This window comes from Aminobacter sp. P4_D5, from assembly GCF_056401815.1.
Genome location: NZ_JBFUIP010000857.1, coordinates 1 through 651 on the forward strand (window position 1 = coordinate 1; position 651 = coordinate 651).

The 651-nt window shown below is 70.5% G+C and carries 1 protein-coding gene; it reads left to right on the forward strand.

Features of this window, described 5'->3' with window-relative positions:
* Nucleotides 1–519: Gfo/Idh/MocA family protein (locus AC1DWF_RS35420; protein WP_476843137.1), on the forward strand; the 519-nt coding region annotated here is incomplete at its 5' end.
* Nucleotides 520–651: the final 132 nt, after the last annotated feature.

Genomic DNA, 651 nt, shown 5'->3' on the forward strand with positions numbered 1-651 from the left:
GCCGGCTGCGCCTGGAACCTGGATCCCGTACAGGCCGGCGGCGGCTGCATGCTCAATCTCGGCGTGCATTTCGTGGATATCGTCCACGCGCTTTGGGGCGAGGCGGCGCGCCCGGTCGCGGCCAGCTTCTCCAACGCCGCCTGGGGCCATCCCGTGGAGGATTACGGCAGCATCGTCTTCGCCGGTCCGAAGGGCGCGCTGGCGCAGGTGGAGACGGGCTACCTCTACCCCGCGCCCACCAGCAACTTCGACCTGCACTTCGCGCTGCGCACGCCGCGCCATTACCTCGTCGTGCCCCATCCTGAAACAGTGGAGCTGACCGCGAGCGACGGCACCCGCCGCACGATCCGCACGCACACCACCAATGTCGGGCAGTATGCCCCCTTCGTCGCCGACGTGCTGGACCGCGCCCGGCGCGGCGCCGCGCCGCTGGCTGATCTCGACGCCATGCTGCCGGTGATGCGCCTCACCGAGGCCGCCTACGCGCTGGGCGGCCGGAAACTCGGCTCGCCCATATGACTGGAGTGCCTGCGCGCCGCGATTGACCGCCGCCGACCACGTGTTCGAGGGAGCAAAACGAATGACGAAGAAGGTCTCCACGACGCCGTTTGCGCGCCCAGGCGCAACGCAGCCCGCGCGCCGCCGGTGGGC